Origin of the sequence: Kitasatospora paranensis, assembly GCF_039544005.1 — a bacterium.
GTDB lineage: Bacteria > Actinomycetota > Actinomycetes > Streptomycetales > Streptomycetaceae > Kitasatospora > Kitasatospora paranensis.
Genome location: NZ_BAABKV010000001.1, coordinates 1,566,204 through 1,582,014 on the forward strand (window position 1 = coordinate 1,566,204; position 15,811 = coordinate 1,582,014).

At 73.3% G+C, this 15,811-nt stretch carries 9 protein-coding genes and 5 pseudogenes; 6 read left to right on the forward strand and 8 right to left on the reverse strand.

All coding sequences use genetic code 11. The features are described from left to right. Positions 1 to 239: 239 nt before the first annotated feature. The gene (locus ABEB13_RS07900) at positions 240 to 830 is read left to right on the forward strand and encodes a TetR/AcrR family transcriptional regulator (RefSeq protein WP_345704881.1); all 591 of its coding nucleotides are present in this window, start codon (positions 240 to 242) and stop codon (positions 828 to 830) included. Between the two features lie 71 nt (positions 831 to 901). Here ABEB13_RS07900 and ABEB13_RS07905 read toward each other — a convergent pair. The 3 genes and pseudogenes from ABEB13_RS07905 to ABEB13_RS07915 form a co-directional block, all read right to left on the reverse strand. After that, a pseudogene (locus tag ABEB13_RS07905) lies at positions 902 to 1,599 on the reverse strand (NADPH-dependent F420 reductase). Between the two features lie 134 nt (positions 1,600 to 1,733). Next, the gene (locus tag ABEB13_RS07910) at positions 1,734 to 3,218 is read right to left on the reverse strand and encodes a carboxylesterase/lipase family protein (RefSeq protein WP_345704882.1); all 1,485 of its coding nucleotides are present in this window, start codon (positions 3,216 to 3,218) and stop codon (positions 1,734 to 1,736) included. Positions 3,219 to 3,317: 99 nt separating this feature from the next. Next, positions 3,318 to 3,971, reverse strand: coding sequence for a TetR/AcrR family transcriptional regulator (locus ABEB13_RS07915; RefSeq protein WP_345704883.1), 654 nt, complete (start codon positions 3,969 to 3,971; stop codon positions 3,318 to 3,320). Positions 3,972 to 4,179: 208 nt separating this feature from the next. On the opposite strand from ABEB13_RS07915, the pseudogene ABEB13_RS07920 reads away from it, so the two are divergent. The 5 genes and pseudogenes from ABEB13_RS07920 to ABEB13_RS07940 all read left to right on the forward strand — a co-directional run bounded on the left by ABEB13_RS07920 (position 4,180) and on the right by ABEB13_RS07940 (position 11,274). Next, positions 4,180 to 5,648 (forward strand): annotated as a pseudogene (locus tag ABEB13_RS07920) (long-chain-fatty-acid--CoA ligase). Positions 5,649 to 5,791: 143 nt separating this feature from the next. Continuing rightward, complete coding sequence (locus tag ABEB13_RS07925; RefSeq protein ID WP_345704884.1) at positions 5,792 to 6,808, forward strand: extracellular catalytic domain type 2 short-chain-length polyhydroxyalkanoate depolymerase; 1,017 nt, start codon at positions 5,792 to 5,794, stop codon at positions 6,806 to 6,808. A 110-nt stretch (positions 6,809 to 6,918) separates the two neighbouring features. Further along, positions 6,919 to 7,727 (forward strand): annotated as a pseudogene (locus ABEB13_RS07930) (3-hydroxybutyrate dehydrogenase). A 124-nt stretch (positions 7,728 to 7,851) separates the two neighbouring features. Then, a pseudogene (locus ABEB13_RS07935) lies at positions 7,852 to 9,251 on the forward strand (MFS transporter). Between the two features lie 103 nt (positions 9,252 to 9,354). Beyond that, positions 9,355 to 11,274 (forward strand): helix-turn-helix domain-containing protein, encoded by a 1,920-nt coding sequence (locus tag ABEB13_RS07940; RefSeq protein WP_345704885.1) that lies wholly within the window; start codon positions 9,355 to 9,357, stop codon positions 11,272 to 11,274. A gap of 58 nt (positions 11,275 to 11,332) precedes the next feature. Here the strand turns inward: ABEB13_RS07940 and ABEB13_RS07945 are convergent, their stop codons facing one another. The 5 genes and pseudogenes from ABEB13_RS07945 to ABEB13_RS07965 form a co-directional block, all read right to left on the reverse strand. Next, a complete protein-coding gene (locus tag ABEB13_RS07945; RefSeq protein ID WP_345704886.1) occupies positions 11,333 to 12,274 on the reverse strand; it encodes an alpha/beta hydrolase in 942 nt (313 codons plus the stop codon). Next, positions 12,271 to 13,407 carry a branched-chain amino acid ABC transporter permease gene (locus ABEB13_RS07950; protein ID WP_345704887.1) on the reverse strand — a complete coding sequence of 379 codons (1,137 nt, stop codon included), beginning with the start codon at positions 13,405 to 13,407 and terminating at the stop codon, positions 12,271 to 12,273. Before ABEB13_RS07950 ends, ABEB13_RS07945 begins: the two co-directional genes overlap by 4 nt. Then, positions 13,404 to 14,290, reverse strand: a pseudogene (locus ABEB13_RS07955) (branched-chain amino acid ABC transporter permease). Before ABEB13_RS07955 ends, ABEB13_RS07950 begins: the two are co-directional and overlap by 4 nt. Next, positions 14,290 to 15,012, reverse strand: coding sequence for an ABC transporter ATP-binding protein (locus tag ABEB13_RS07960; RefSeq protein ID WP_345704888.1), 723 nt, complete (start codon positions 15,010 to 15,012; stop codon positions 14,290 to 14,292). The pseudogene ABEB13_RS07955 and the gene ABEB13_RS07960 overlap by 1 nt, the downstream one beginning before the upstream one ends. Continuing rightward, entirely contained in the window at positions 15,009 to 15,809 is an 801-nt protein-coding gene (locus ABEB13_RS07965; RefSeq protein WP_345704889.1) for an ABC transporter ATP-binding protein, read from the reverse strand. The genes ABEB13_RS07960 and ABEB13_RS07965 overlap by 4 nt, the downstream gene beginning before the upstream one ends. Between the last annotated feature and the right edge of the window lie 2 nt (positions 15,810 to 15,811).

Consider the following 15,811-nt stretch of genomic DNA (forward strand, 5'->3'; position numbering starts at 1 on the left):
GCCGGGGTACGGCCCGGCCGCTCGGGCTCGTCGGCCGGATCCCGCACCGGGCGGCCGAACCGTCCGAGGCGGGGACAGGCTATGCGGCCGCAGCGGCTCGCCCCAGATGGTGCAGGGCCACACCGCGGAGGTCCGCAGTGGTGCCCGCAGACACCGGCACCTGTCGGGGAGCCCGACGGGCCGGCTCCGCCCGGCGGGGATACCGAACGGTTCGGGACGGGATTGGCTATCCTGCGGGGATGGGCGAGAGCAGGAGCGCAGGGCGGCCGCGGTCGGCGGACAAGGAGGCCGCGATCCTGCGGGCGGCACTGGAGCTGCTGACGTCCCAGGGCTTCGTCCGGATGACGCTGGACCAGGTGGCCGCGGCCGCCGGGGTCAGCAAGTCCACCATCCATCTCCGGTGGAAGAGCAAGGGGAACCTGGTCACGGCGGCCTTGGAGGCCGTCCGTATGGCGGAGGCCCCGCCGGCCACAGGGGACACCCGGACGGACCTGGTGGCCGTCCTGGAGGACTTCGCGGCGACGGTGCAGCGGGTCCGGGGCATGGCGCTGATCGGGACGTGCCTCGCCGAGGAGACCCACACGCCGGAACTCATCGCCCTGCTGCGCGAACGGACGGTCCTCCCCCGCCGTGCCCTGCTGGGTGAACTGCTGGAACGGGCCCGCGACCGCGGCGAGATCCGCACCGACGCCGACCTGGAGGAGGCGGTCTCGGCTCTCCTCGGACCCTTCTACGCCGACTACATGGCCGGTCGCGGGGGTCGGCCGGCGTGGGCCGAAGGCGCGGTGGACCTCGTCCTGGCGGGCCTCCGGCCCCCAGCGGCCGGCTGAGCCGACCCGCGTCCGGCGGCGCGGGCCGGCCCGTGCACGGATCCGCACACGGGCCGGGTGCCGGCCGGGTGTCAGGACGCGGCGCGGGCGCCCTGGATGTGGAAGTTGAAGTCGGCGTGACCGAGGGCACCCCACAGGCGCAGCCAGATGGGCAGCAGCATCTCGGTGCCGCGGGCCGTGGTGATGTCGCCGAGGTCCAGGACGGCGGCGGCGGGCCAGCCGAAGGAGACCAGGAGTTCGGTGGCGGCCTTCTTCGCGTCGGCGTCGTCGCCGGAGACGAAGACGTGGTGCTCCCCGCGACCCGGGCCGGGTCGACCATGACCGCGCTGTTCATCGTGTTGAGGGTCTTGACGACCTTGACGCCGGGGAAGGCGCGCTGGATCTGCTCGCCCAGGCTGTCGGTGTTGACCGGGTTCAGCGACGGGGGCATGCCCTGGGAGAAGTCGAGCGGGTTGGCGATGTCCAGCAGCAGCTTGCCGTCGAGATTCTCCGCACCCGCGCGAGCGAGCACGTCCAGGGCCGCGGCACCGGAGGTGGCGTTGACGACGGCGTCGGCGGAGGCGGTGGCGTCGGCGAAGGTCTCCAGGCGCACCTCGGGGTGGTCCTGGTGCCAGTGGGCGAAGGGCGGGGTGCCCATGGCGTCGGCCTCGGAGCGGGCGAGGGTGGCCTGCGGGTCGCGGGTGCCGATGGCGACCTCGTGGCCGACGGAGGCGAGCTTGGCGGCGATGGTCCGGCCGACGACGCCGGTGCCGAGGACTGCGTACTGCATGGGGGTCCTTCCGGAGGGGACGCGACGACGCAGGTGGCCGGCGCCTCCCATAAATCTAAACCGAGTCGTTCGGTATTGCAATGTTGCTGCGCCGCCACCGGGGAGCGCCCGGCCGGCGGGCGCTCCCGGAGCAGTCAGCGGCGCCCGTCCCAGAGGGCGCGCTGGTCGGATCGCGGGTCCACGAGGACCTCGGAGACGGCGTCGAAGCGCATGGTGGTGCGCCGCCGGGTCTCGTACCCGGGCCAGCCGGGCGAGCCGGAGGTGGCGAACGCGATCCAGGCGGCGTGCATGGTGTCGGCGAGCCCCTGCGGGGGTTCGGCACCGATCAGGCCCGCAAAGGCCGGGTCGTCCAGATTGTCGAAGACGAAGGGCAGTTCGGCGGCATGGCAGGCCCCGAGGCGCCCCTCGAAGGTGGGTGGCTGCCAGCCGAACTCGTACAGGTGGGTGCTGCCGGAGCAGGCCGCGCGGGCCTCGGCGAGCCGGACGGCGGGAATCCGGTAGAACCAGTCGGTGGCGATCTCGGCGAGCAGCTCGCCGGGGGTCGCATCCGGGCGCTGGGCGCGGTAGACGGCGAGGTCGGCGTCGGAGTCGAGCCCGTAGCGCGCGGCGGCGCCGCGCAGGGCGGCCTCGGTCACCGATCCGGCCACGCCGGTCGGCACGAGGAAGAGCCGGAACTCGTCGCTGTTCGTGCCGATCAGGAGGTCCACGTCTCCTCCCGCACCCGCCGCGATCCGTTCGAGGGGAGGCGCGGGGAGCACGTCGACGACGGGTTCGAAGGGCATGAGGTTGAGGGCGGCCTCGCCCCACCGCTCCGGGGCGGGATCCGCGGAGATCTCGGCGCGCAGCCGCTGCTGGGCCGCGGCGAGCACGTCGAGCGGGACGGCGGCGACGGCCCGATGGCTCGGCTCGACGCCGAGCAGGTCGGCGAGACGGCCGCCGATCAGCCGGGCACTCGCCGGGCCGAGGGTGTGGTGGGCGGCGCCGCTCTGCAGGATGGCGCGGCGGAAGAGCCCCGCGGCGCCCGGCACGGCCAGGAGGGTGCCGATGCTCATGGCACCGGCGGACTCGCCGAAGACGGTGACGTTGGACGCGTCGCCGCCGAAGGAGCCGATGTTCTCCTGCACCCAGGCGAGGGCGGCGATCTGGTCCAGCAGGCCCCGGTTGGCGGCGGCACCGTCGCCGAGATGGAGGAAACCGTCGGCGCCCAGACGGTAGTTGACGGTCACACAGACAACGCCGTCACGGGCGAAGCGCGTGCCGTCGTATCCGGGCACCGAGCCGGACCCGTTGGCGAATGCCCCGCCGTGGAGCCAGACCATCACCGGCAGCGAGCCGCCCGGGTCGGGGGTCCAGACGTTCAGATTGAGGCAGTCCTCACCGGGGATGTCCACCTCGGGGATCAGCCGGTCGAAGGGTGCGGCGTACGGGGCCTTGGGTGCGGTCGGGCCGTAGGACAGGGCGTCGCGGACCCCGTGCCACGGCTCGACCGGGCGGGGCGGCCGGAACCGGTGCGGACCGAAGGGCGGCGCCGCGTAGGGGATGCCCTTGAAGGCGAGGATCCCGCCTTCCGTGACGGCACCCCGCAGGGCGCCGTTCCGCGTGGTGACGAGCGACTGCATGAGCGTGGATCTCCCTGTCTGACAACACGGGCAGGGCCCGTCGAGAGTGAGGGCGGGGACATGTCGTCCCCGGCAGGACGCCCGCGGCTCCGCGCGCAGCTACCGCGCGGCGGCGCCGGCGATGCGCAGGGCCAGGCAGGCATACGTCTCGGCGATCTGCTCGCCGCCGTAGGGCTGGTCGGGACCGAACCACTGGGCGACGTGCATGCCCATCGCGCCGATGGCGGTGGCGGCGAGCACGAGATCGGGAACGGCGAACTCGCCGTCCTTGACGCCGCGGGCGAGGACGTCGAGGAGCATCCGGCGGCAGGCCGCCCGGAGTTCGAGCGCGGGCGCGGCGTGTTCGGGCGAGAGGGCGTGCAGTTCGCTGTTGGTGACGACGGCCAGCAGCGGGTAGTCGACGTGGACCCCGACGTGGGCGCGGACCAGCGCGGCCAGTTGTGCGGCCGCACCGTCGGCGTCCGGCACCGCCCCGACCGCGGCGGCGAGCCGGTCGTGCAGCTCGCGGTGGCCGACCTGGACGAGTTCCGCCAGCACCTGCTCCTTGGACTGGTAGTGCGCGTAGAGCGTGGCGGAATTGATCCCGACCCGGTCCGCGATGCGGCGGATCGAAGTCCCGTAGAAACCGAGTTCGGCATAGAGCGCCAAGGCGGCTTCGAGGATCCTGCCACGGGTGCCGGCGGGAGTCACGCCGTCCGGCAGTGCGACTGCCACGGCCGCGACCCGGCGCGGCTCCCAGTCGGGGACGTCCATCTGCCTCTCCTCGCACCCAGAACGCAAAACCAACCGATCGATTGGTTGACACGGTAGCGCAGAGGGCCCGATGGTATCTCGCAACACCACGGAAACAACCGATCGATTGGTTGGTTGTGCCGGGCTCCGCGGGCAGCCGCTCCGAGACCCGGAGGACCGAAGGAGCCCCCGACGTGCCCACCCCCGCACCAATCTCGCCGCATTCCTGGTGAACTCGGCGGAGCGCCGTCCCGACCGGCCGGCCGTCGTGCTGGACGGCGCCACCACGAGCTACGCCGAGCTCGACCGGGCGAGCGCCCGAGCGGCCGCCCTCCTGCGGGCCTCGGGTGTCCGGCCGGGCGACCGGGTCGGCCTGCTGCTGCCCAACGTGCCCGCCTTCCCGGTCCTGTACTACGCCGTCCTGCGCGCCGGGGCCGTCGTGGTGCCGATGAATCCGCTGCTCAAGGAACGCGAGGTGGCGTACCACCTCGACGACTCCGGCTCCTGCCTCCTCTTCGCACCGCTGGGGGCCGAGGAGGCGCTCCGAGGCGCGGTCGCCGCGGAAGTCCCCTGCATCGCCGTGCCCGACCGGGGGCTCGACGACCTGCTGGCGGGACACCACCCCGAACCGGAGTTGATCGCCCGGGATCCGGCCGACACCGCGGTGATCCTCTACACCTCCGGGACCACCGGCCGGCCCAAGGGCGCCGAGCTCACCCACGACAACCTGATCCGCAACACCGAGATCACCCGCACGACCCTGCTGGGGCTCACCGAGGACGACGTGGTCCTCGGCGCCCTCCCGCTCTTCCACGCCTTCGGGCAGGTCGTCGGCCTCAACTGCGCCGTCGCCGCGGGGGCCTGCCTGACGCTGCTGCCCCGCTTCGACCCGGCCAGGGCGCTGGAGATCATCGAACGCGACCGGGTGACGGCCTTCCTCGGCGTGCCCACCATGTACGGCACCATGCTGCTCACCGGCCGCGACCCCGGCGGCACGGCGTCCCTGCGGGTGTGCGTCTCGGGGGTGCTGCGCTGCCGGTGGAGGTCCTGCACGCCTTCGAAGAGGCCTTCGGCTGCACCGTCCTGGAAGGCTACGGCCTGTCCGAAACCTCACCCGTCGCCTGCTTCAACCACCCGGACCGCCCCCGCAGACCCGGCACCATCGGCACCCCGGTCCTCGGCGTCGAGCTCCGCGTGCTCGACCCGGACGGCGCCGAGGTGGCCGACGGCCGGACGGGCGAGATCGCCGTCCGCGGGCACAACGTCATGAAGGGCTACTGGCGCAACCCGACGGCCACCGCCGAGGCGATCCCCGACGGGTGGTTCCGCACCGGCGACCTCGGCGTCCGCGACCCCGACGGATACTTCCGCATCGTGGACCGCAAGAAGGACCTGATCATCCGCGGCGGTTTCAACGTCTACCCCAGGGAGATCGAGGAGGTCCTCCACGAGCACCCCGCCGTGGCCGAGGCCGCCGTGATCGGCGTGCCGCACCCCACGCACGGCGAGGAGGTCGCCGCCGTGGTCGCGCTCAGGCCCGGCGCCGACAGCAGCCCGGACGAGCTGCGCGCGTTCGTGAGGGCCCGGGTCGCCGCCTACAAGTACCCCCGCCTGGTACGGATCGTGGACGCCCTCCCCAAGGGCGCCACCGGCAAGATCCTCAAGCGGGACATCGTCCTGCCGCCGGAGAGCTTCTGACGGCACACCCGCCGCTCCGCCCGCGGCGGACCGGTCCGGTGCCCCCACGCACCGGACGGCCGCGGGCCCGAGGCACGTCGCCACCCCAGCACCGTCGACCGGTCTCCCCGGCCGGTCGCCTCCCCCACCCAGGAGTGCGTCCCATGATGTTCCGCTCCCTCCGCCGCGCCGCCCGTGCCGCAGCCGCCCTCGGCGCCTGCGCGGCCCTCACGACGGTCGGCCCGGCCTCCCCCGCCCAGGCGTCCACCCCGCCCCTGCCGCACCTCGCCATCACCGGCTCGTACGTCACCGGCGTCTCCTCCGGCGGCTTCATGGCCAGCCAGCTCCAGGTCGCCTACTCCGGCACCTTCCAGGGAGCCGGCGTCATCGCCGCGGGCCCCTACGACTGCGGCCAGGGCAACGTCATCGGCTTCGAGGCCTGCGACCTCGGCATCGGCCTGCCCGTCCTGGAGCAACAGGCCGTCACCTGGGCCGCCCAGGGTCGGATCGACCCGGTCTCCAACCTCACCGGCAAGCCCGTGTACACCTACCACGGCACCCTCGACCCGGTGGTCAACGCCGCGCTCTCCGATGCCGGGGTCGCCTTCTACCAGCACTTCGGCGCGCGGACGAGCTACCACAACTGGGACCCGGCCGGGCACTCCTGGGTCACCCCGTACGGACCCGTGGCCTGCTCGTTCACCTCGGCCCCGTTCATGAACAACTGCTTCGACGACCCCGAGCGCGAGATGCTCACCGCGTGGCTCGGCCGCGTCAACGCCCCCAACACGCAAGTGCCGAAGGGCACCCTGACGCACTTCGACCAGAACGCCTACGTCCCCGGCGGCTTCGGACCGGTCTATGCGATGGACACCACCGGCCAGGTCTACGTGCCGCCCTCCTGCGCCGCCGGACAGCCCTGCAAGCTCGTGGTCGCCCTCCACGGCTGCCTGTCCGGCCAGTACCTCCTCGGTGACGAGTTCGCCGAATGGGGCAACCTCGACACGTACGCCGACACCAACAACCTCGTCGTCCTCTACCCCGAGGCCATCGCCACCGCCCTGCCCGTCAACCCCCAGGGCTGCTGGGACTGGTTCGGCTACAACGGCCCCGACTTCGCGGTCAGGAGTGCGCCCCAGATGACGGCCGTCACGAACATGGTCCACGCCCTCGGCGGCTGAGCCGACCCGTCGGCCGGCGGCGGAATGGGCCGCAGCACCATGCGCGGCGCGGGCACTGTGGCCGCACGGCACATGGGAGCCGCACCGCATCCTCTCTACGGTGACCCGACATGGACAGCACCCACACCGCCGGTCTCCGCGCCGGCAACGCCGTCGACGGGCACACGGCCGCCGCTCCCTTCCTGGCCGGCCGCACCGCGCTGATCACCGGGGCGGCCAGCGGCATCGGCCGCTCCTGCGCCGTCGCCTTCGCCGCAGCGGGCGCCCGGGTCTACGTCGTGGACCGGGCGGCGGACGCGGCCAAGGCCGTGGCCGAGGAGGTCGGCGGGACGGCCTTGGCCGTCGACCTCTCCGACCCGGTCGCCGTGGACGGGCTGCCCGAGGACGCCGACATCGTGGTCAACAACGCCGGCCTGCAGCACGTCGCCCCGATCCACGACTTCCCGCCCGAGCGCTTCCAGCTCATCCAGCGGGTGATGGTCGAAGCCCCTTCCGGATCATCCGCCGCACCCTGCCCCACATGTACGAGCGGGAGTGGGGACGGATCATCAACATCTCCTCGGTGCACGGCCTGCGGGCCAGCCCCTTCAAGTCCGCGTACGTCGCCGCCAAGCACGCCCTGGAAGGACTGAGCAAGGTGGCGGCGCTCGAAGGGGCCCCGCACGGTGTCACCAGCAACTGCATCAACCCCGGTTACGTCCGTACGCCGCTGGTCGAGGACCAGATCGCCGCACAGGCCCGAGCCCACGGCATCCCCGTCCAGGACGTGGTGGAGCAGGTGATGCTCGAACGCTCCGCGATCAAGCGGCTGATCGAACCCGACGAGGTGGCACAGGCCGCGCTGTGGCTCTGCTCCGCGCACAGCGGCTACATCACCGGCACCTCCCTGCCGCTGGACGGCGGCTGGACAGCCCACTGACGGCCCCCGCCGTCCCTCCGAACCCCGCCGGGCGGCCTCAACCCCCGCCCGGCGGCCGTCCCCCGAGCCGCACACACCCACCGTGCGTGCGCCGTCCCCTCCCTCCCCCGAAATCGGTGACACCATGGCCAGCGCTCCCAGTGCTGTGAACGCGCCCGCCAGACCCGGCGGCCTTGCCCGCGTGGTCGGCGCAAGCCTCATCGGCACCACCATCGAGTGGTACGACTACTTCCTCTACGGCTCCGCGGCCGCCCTGGTCTTCGGGAAGCTCTTCTTCCCGCACTCCGACCCGCTGACCGGCACCCTGCTCTCCTTCCTCACCTACGCCATCGGCTTCGCCGCCCGACCGATCGGAGCCCTCGTCTTCGGTCACTTCGGCGACCGCCTCGGCCGCAAGAAGCTGCTGGTCGTCAGCCTGCTGATGATGGGCATCTCGACCGCCCTGATCGGCTGCCTGCCCACGTACGGCTCCATCGGCATCGCCGCCCCGATCCTGCTCACCGCGCTCCGGATCGTCCAGGGCTTCGCCCTCGGCGGCGAGTGGGGCGGCGCGGTACTGCTCGTCTCCGAGCACGGCGACCCCAAGCGCCGCGGCTTCTGGGCCTCCTGGCCGCAGGGCGGCGCGGCGCTCGGCAACCTGCTCGCGGTCGGCGCCCTCACCCTGCTGGCCAACGTGCAGACCGACGCCACCATCCTCGCCTGGGGCTGGCGCATCCCGTTCCTGCTCTCCGCCGTCCTGGTCGGTGTCGGCCTGTGGATCCGCCTGTCGGTCGAGGAGTCCCCGCTCTTCCGGCAGGCCCTGGCCAACAGCGAGACCCGCAAGGCCGAGCAGGCCAGGAGCAGGCACCGCTGCTCGCCGTGCTGCGCCACCACTGGAAGGACGTCCTGGTCGCGATGGGCGCCCGGATGGCGGAGAACATCTCGTACTACGTCATCACCACCTTCATCCTGGCGTACTGCGTCGGCCACCTGAAGGTCGAGAAGCAGACCGCCCTCAACGCCGTCCTGATCGCCTCGGCCATCCAGTTCTTCCTCATCCCGATGTTCGGTGCGCTGTCCGACCGGATCGGCCGCAAGCCGGTCTACCTCGCCGGCGCCATCGGCGTGGGCATCTGGATCTGGCCGTTCTTCGCGATGGTGGACACCAAGAGCTTCGGGATGATCACTCTCGCGGTGACCGTCGCCCTGTTCTTCCACAGCGCCATGTACGCCCCGCAGGCGGCGTTCTTCTCCGAGATGTTCGGCACCCGGATGCGCTACTCCGGGGCCTCCATCGGTGCCCAGTTCGCCTCCGTCGCGGCGGGTGCCCCGGCTCCGCTGATCGCCGTCGCCCTGCTCTCCTCGTACGGCGACTCCACGCCGATCTCGGTGTACGTCGGGATCGCCGCGGTGATCACCGTGGTCGCGATGCTCTTCGCCAAGGAGACCCGCGACCGTGACCTCGCGGAGGTCGGCCCCTCCTCCGGCACCACCGCCGGAGCGGCCACCGCACAGGACCTCGCCGCCTCCGGCGCCGGGTCCTGACCTGCCGGGACACACCCGGCGAACCCGCTCCGCCCGGCCGAGCCCCCGCTCGGCCGGGCGGAGCGGGCGTTCCCTCCCCACCTGCGCAACGATTGCGGCCACCATGTCCGACCACACCGTCACGTCAGCCCTTCGTCGCCTGCTGGAGCTCCTCGCCGACGGTTCCTCTGCCGAGGACATCAGCCGTTCCGTGGCCGAGGCCCGCGCCGGCGGCACGCAACCGCACGAGTACGCCGAGATCGAGGAAGGCGCGTGGCTCGCCATGCGCGTCCACCGGACGCTGCGTCAGCACCGCCGCCGCGAGGCCGAACTCACCGCGCTCTTCGACACTGCGAGCGACCTCGCCGCCCTGCGCGACCTCGACGCCGTGCTGCAGTCCATCGTCCGCCGGGCCCGCCTGCTGCTGGGCACCGACACCGCCTACCTGACGCTCCCCGACGAGCAGGCCGGCGACACGTACATGCGGGTGACCGACGGCTCCGTCTCCCCGCTGTTCCAGGAACTCCGGGTGCCGCTCGGCAAGGGGCTCGGCGGCCTCGTCGCCCAGACCGCCCGCCCCTACGCCACCCGCGACTACCCGATGGACGGGCGCTTCGACCACACCCGCACCATCGACGCCGGTGTGGTGGACGAAGGACTGGTCGCCATCCTGGGCGTGCCGCTGCTGCTCGGCTCCAGCACCAGAGAGGGCGGGAAGGTCATCGGGGTGCTGTTCGCCGCGGACCGCACCGCCCGAGCCTTCTCACCCGACGAGGTGGCCCTGCTGTGCTCGCTGGCCGCCCACGCCGCCATCGCCATCGACACCGCGCGGGCCCTCGCCGACACCCGCACCGCCCTGACCGGGCTGGCCGAGGCCAACGCGGTCATCCGCGAACACGCCGCCTCCGTCCAGCGGGCGGAGGAGGTCCACGACCGCCTCACCGACCTCGTGCTGAGCGGCGGAGCGACCGCCGACGTGGCGGCGGCGCTCGCCGAACTCCTGGGCACTCCCGTCGCCGTCCACGACCCGACCGGGCACCGGCTCGCCCAGGCCGGCCCGTGCCCGGACCTCACTCCCGACGCGGTGACCGCAGCCGCCGGCGCCTCCCGGGCAGCCGCCCGGGCCGTACCGCTGGAACGGCACTGGGTCTGCGCCGTCCTCGCCGGCCCCGAACTCCTCGGCAGCCTGGTCCTGCTCGACCACCGGGCCCTCGGGGACGCCGACCGCCGGCTCTTCGAGCGCGCCAGTGTCGTCACGGCGCTGCTCCTGCTGCTGCGCCGGACGGTCGCCGAGACCGAGAACCGCATCCGCGGAGAGTTGCTGACCGAACTGCTCACCGGCCCCGATCGCGACCCCGCCGGTCTGGTGGACCGCGGACGCCGTCTCGGCACCGACCTGGACCGCCCCCACCTGATGCTCGTCGCCCAGGGCACGGAACACACACGCGCCAAGCTGCCCACCGCCGGCCTGCAGCACCTCTTCGGCAGCGGGGGCATCAGCGCCGAGCACGGCGACACCACCGTCATCCTGCTCCCGCAGCGCGACACCGCCCCCGGGGCGGCCGCCCGCCGCGCCGCCGCCGGACTCTCCCGTCTCACCGGCGCCCCGGTCACCGTCGCCGCCGCCGGGCCGGCCGCGGGCCCGGCGGGTCTCGCCGCAGCGCACACCGAGGCCGTGCGCTGTCTGCGGGCCATGCACGTCCTGGGTCGGACCGGCGCGGGCGCCTGCGCCGCCGACCTCGGGTTCCTCGGCGTGATCCTCGGCGAGGGCCACGATGTCGGAGGCTTCGTCCGCTCGGTCCTCGGGCCTCTGCTGGACTACGACAGCCGGCGAGGCACGGATCTGGTCGGGACCCTGCGCGCCTACTTCGCCTCCGGCACGAATCTGACCCGGGCCAAGGAGGAACTGCACATCCACGTCAACACCGTCGTCCAGCGGCTGGATCGGATCGAGTCCATCCTGGGATCGGGCTGGAACAGCCCGGATCGCGCCCTGGAGCTCCAACTCGCCCTTCAGCTCGATCTGCTGGCGCTGCACCACTGACTGGGAAGGCCCCGGGGCGCGCCGCTCGGCGCGCCCCGGGGCCTGGTGGACCAGAGGCTCAGGGACGGGGCGCCGGAGGCCCGGCCGCCGTGGCGATCCGGTCGGCGACGGCGCCGGCGCCGTCATCGGCGACGAGGATCGTGTAGTGGTTGGTCTCCGGCACCGGGACGGGCACGACGCCGGTGCCGTCCAGCGCCGCGTCGGCCAGCCGCTGCGGGTCGTAGAGCCCCTGCGGCTCGTCCATCAGTCCGCGCTCTGCCCACAGCAGTTCGGCCGGGCAGTCGAGCCGGTGGATGGCATCGAGCGTCTCGGCGTCGAAGAGCTGGATGCCGTCGGCCCGGACGGCGTCGATCCGGCAGGACGAGCGCAGCTCCGGCTCCCCGCCCACCAGGTCGCGCTGGATGTAGGCGTCGACCCAGGGGGACCACACCGCGCCGAATGCCGGGTGGGCCTGCCAGAACGCGCGGTAGGCGGCCCGGTCGGGGAAGGTCATCGACAGCCGGCGCATGGCCGGGCCGATCACCGCGGTGATCAGCTCGTCGCCGTCCAGCCCGGGCGGCGCGGGGAAGCCGAGTCCGCCGTCCACGAGCACCAGCGAGGTGACCCGCCCCGGGTGCCGTGCCGCGGTCCGTGCGGCAACGAAGGCCCCCATGGAGTGGCCCGCCAGCACGGCGCGTCCGAGTCCGAGAGCGTCCATCACGGCGAGGACGTCCTCGACGTGGGCACCGATGCCCCACGGCCCCTCGACGTCTGCGCTGCCGGCCCGCCCGCGCAGGTCGGGGGCGACCAGCACGACCCGCCCGGCGAGGTGGTGGGCGACCCGCGCCCAGGACAGTGCGTTGGCGGTGATGCCGTGCAGGGCCAGGACCACCGGCGCGTCCGGGAGCCGCGCCGGCCACCGGAGTACGGTGAGCTTCCCGCCGGCCACGGGGATCCGGAACTCCTCGTACGGCGCCTCATCGGCCGCCGGGGAGCCGGTCGGACGGGCCTGCCGGGTCATGATGCACGCTCCTTCGCGGACGTGTTCCGCCCGCCCGTTCCGGACGGGGAACCGGTGCGCCCGCGGGCCGCGCGGATCCGCTCCGGAAGGCGCACCACGCCGCCGGGCAGCAGGTAGACGACCGCGACGAAGAGCGCGCCCAGCAGGAACAGGGGTTGGGACAGCGGTACCCGCAGCACCGCGGGAAGGTCGGCGACCGCACCGGATCCGGCCAGGTCGCCGAGACGGTGGTTGGCCCACGTGTAGAGGATGCCGCCGATCAGCGGGCCCCAGCGGCTGCCGGAGCCGCCGAGGACCACCATGACCAGCAGCGAGAGGGTGAAGTCGGAGGTGGTGGTCTGCGGGGTCGCGCCGCCGGTGAGCAGCAGGTACACGGTGCCGCCGAGAGCGGCGAGAGTGCCCGCGAGGACGAAGGCGGTCAGCTTGAAGCCGTACGGCCGCAGGCCCAACACCTCCACCCGGCGCTCGTTCTCCCTGATGCCCTCCCAGACCCGCCCGGTCGGCGAGCGGACCGCCCAGTGCACGACGCCGCAGGTCAGCACCAGGTAGGCCAGGGCGATCCAGTACAGGTTCGCGGTGTTCCCGATCCCGACCAGGGCACCGGGCAGCTGCTGTGCGGGGGCGGCCACGCCCTCCTCGCCTCCGGTGACACCGCCGGGGTTGCGCTCGACCAGGATCGATCCCGCCTGGGCGAAGGCGAGGGTGACCATCGAGAAGCCGATGCCGGTCACCCGCAGGCTCACCGCTCCCAGCAGGGCGGCGAGGGCAGCTCCGGCGGCCAGCCCGAGCAGTGCGGCCGCGGCGAACGGCAGACCGAGGCGGAGCATCAGGATGTCGGTGACGTAGGTACCGGCGGCGAAGTAGAGCGCGTGCCCGAAGGACAGCAGTCCGGTGCGGCCGAGGAGCAGGTCGTACCCGGTCGCGAGGGCGCCGAACACCAGGCACAGGGCGATGAGTTGCAGATTTCCCGGGCTGCCCACCGGCCCCTCGAGGAGGCCGGGCAGCGGAAGGGCGCTGTAGGGCACGACGAAGAGGACAAGCAGCAGGACGGCGGGCCACCAGCGGGCGGCCCGGCGCAGCGGCACGGAGCGCGGGCCGGCTGCCCGGTCGACGGTCGGGGCGGTGGTGGTCACGCGAGCCTCCCGGTGAGTCCGCGCGGCCGCACGAGCAGCAGGGCGGCGAGCAGGACGACGACGGAGAGGTCGCCGAGTCCGGCGGCGGTGTAGTAGTTGGCGAACTGCTGGACGAGGCCGACGGCCACGGCGGCCACGGCGGCTCCGCTGACGGAGCCCATGCCGCCGGTGACCACCACGACGAAGGCGAAGATGAGAAGCGATGTGCCCTGCGTCGGGTCGACGGAGCCGAAGTAGAGGCCGCCGACGGCTCCGGCCAGCGCGGCGGCGGCGCCGCCGATGGCGAAGACCAGGGTGAAGGCCTTGCGCACGTCGATCCCCAGTGCGGTCACCATGGCGCGGTCCTCGACGCCGGCCCGGACGACCAGGCCGTGCCGGGTGCGTCCGAAGAACAGCTTGAGTGCACCGAGCACCACCAGTGCGGCGGCGATCAGCACCAGCCGGTTGACCGGGATGCGGGCTCCGAGCAGGCCGAAGGTGCCGGCGAGGGCCTTGGGGCCGGGGAAGGGCCGGGCATCCGCCCCCAGATGGCGGAGAGCAGCGCCGGGACGGCCAGGCTCACGCCGACGGTGGCGAGGATCTGCTCGCGCGGGCGGCTGTACAGCGGCCTGATGACGGCCAGTTCCAGCAGCACGGCGGCGGCGGTGCCGACGGCGGTGCCGAACACGACCGCCAGGGCGAACCCGGCCCCGCCCGGTCCGGCGCCGGGGAGGTTGCCGGAGGCCGCCCACCAGGTGGCGTAGGCGCCGATGGAGAGGAGGGCGCCGTGGGCGAAGTTGAGGACGTCCATCAGGCCGAAGATCAGTGAGAGGCCTGCGGCGACCAGGAAGTAGAGCGCGCCCAGGCCGAGGCCGGTGGCGGTGAGCAGCACGATCGTGGCCATCAGGGCCCCTCCGGGATGGGTGCGGGCTCGTGTCGTCCGACGCCGAGCAGTCGGCGGGCCGCCTCGGCGTCCGCGAGCAGGTCCCGCGCCGGGCCCTGGTGGGCGGTCCGCCCGTCGGCGATCACCGCACAGTGCTCGGCGAGGCGGCGGACGAGGGCGAGGTTCTGCTCGACGAGCAGCACCGGGACGGCCTCGGCGGCGCGCTCCAGCGCGTGGGCGACCTCGGTGACCACTCTGGGCGCGAGGCCCTTGGTGGGTTCGTCCGCGATGATCAGCCGGTTGCCGTTGAGCAGGGTCCGGGCGATGGCGACCATCTGCTGCTGGCCGCCGGAGAGTGTCCCGGCCGCCTGCTGGGCGCGCTGCTTGAGCTCGGGGAAGAGATCGTGCACCAGGCCGTAGGCCGGCTCGGGGACGCGTTCGGCGAGTCGGAGGTTCTCGGCGACGGTGAGTGCGGCGAACACGCCGCGGTCCTCCGGCGCGTAGCCGATGCCGCGGCGGACCAGCTCGTGGGTGGCCAGCTGCACGGTCTGCTCGCCGTCGAGGAGCACGCTGCCCGTCCGGGGCAGGAGACCGAGGATGCCGCGCACGGTGGTGGTCTTGCCCGCGCCGTTGCGACCGAGGAGCGCGGTGACGCCGCTCGCGGCGACGGTGAGGTCCACGCCGTGCAGGATGTGGCGTCCGCCGATCACCACCCGCAGGTCGTGGACGTCGAGCAGGCTCACAGCGCCTCCCCCAGGTAGGCCTGTTGCACGATCGGGTCGGCCATGACCGCCTCCGGGGTGTCCAGTGCGAGCAGGGTGCCGTGGTGCATGACCGCCACCCGGTCGGCCAGGCCCAGCAGGACGTCCATGTGGTGCTCCACCATGAGGACGGTGCGCCCCTCGTCGCGGTGCAGCGAGCGGATGAGGTCGGTGAGTGCGGGGACCTCCTCGGCGCTCACGCCCGCCATGGGCTCGTCCAGCAGCATCACCCGGGGCTCGCCGACCAGCAGCACGGCGAGTTCGAGCTTGCGCTTCTCGCCGTGCGAGAGCGAGGCGGCCGGGGTCGCGGCCCGGTGGGCCAGCCCGGTGCGCTCCAGCGCCTCCGCCACCTGCTCCGTGTGGCGCCCCGCTCGCCGCCATATCCGGTACGAGCCGCCGGTCGCGGCCTGCGCGGCGAGCCGGAGGTGGTCGGCGACGGTGAGTGCCGGCCACAGGCTGGACGTCTGGAACGTGCGGCCGAGCCCGAGCCGGGCACGGGCGTGCGGCGCCCGGTCGGTGATGTCCGTGCCGTCCAGTTCGATCCGGCCGGCGGTGGCCGGGTTCAGCCCGCTGATCTGGTTGAACAGGGAGGTCTTGCCGGCGCCGTTGGGGCCGATGAACGCGAGGAACTCGCCTTCTCGGACGTCCAGGGTGACATCGTCGAGGATGGTGGCGCCGCCGACCGTCCAGGCGAGCCCGGTCAGCCGCAGGACCGGGGCGGCGGCTGCCGCCCCGGTCCCGGCGCCCCCGGCACCCTCGGGTGCTGTGGTGGGGGTCATCG